Source organism: Pseudarthrobacter sulfonivorans, assembly GCF_014712225.1.
Lineage (GTDB): Bacteria > Actinomycetota > Actinomycetes > Actinomycetales > Micrococcaceae > Arthrobacter > Arthrobacter sulfonivorans.
The window spans coordinates 1-353 of the sequence record NZ_JACXBW010000057.1; the positions used below are offsets into that span (position 1 = coordinate 1).

At 65.7% G+C, this 353-nt stretch carries 1 protein-coding gene; it reads right to left on the reverse strand.

Going from position 1 to position 353, the window contains the following annotated elements:
* A partial coding sequence (locus IAQ70_RS22540) for an ATP-binding cassette domain-containing protein (RefSeq protein WP_190992176.1) occupies positions 1–353 on the reverse strand: 353 nt, incomplete at both ends.

Sequence of the window (353 nt, forward strand, 5' to 3'; positions counted from 1 at the left end):
TTGCCGCGCTTGAGCAGCAGGAACCGGTCACCGACGGGAAAGGCGTGGTGCGGGTTGTGCGTGATGAAGATGACCCCGAGGCCGCGGTCGCGGGCCTGCAGGATGTACCGCAGCACCACGCCTGACTGCTTCACGCCCAGGGCGGCGGTGGGTTCGTCCAGGATCAGCACCTTCGCGCCGAAGTACACTGCGCGCGCGATCGCGACGCATTGGCGTTCACCGCCGGAGAGCTGGCCGATGGGCTGTTCGACGTCGCGCAGGTCGATGCCCATCTCGGCGAGTTCCTTGAGCGTGATGGCCTTCATCTTCTCGACGTCCAGGCTCTTGAACGGGCCAAAGCCGGACGTCAGTTC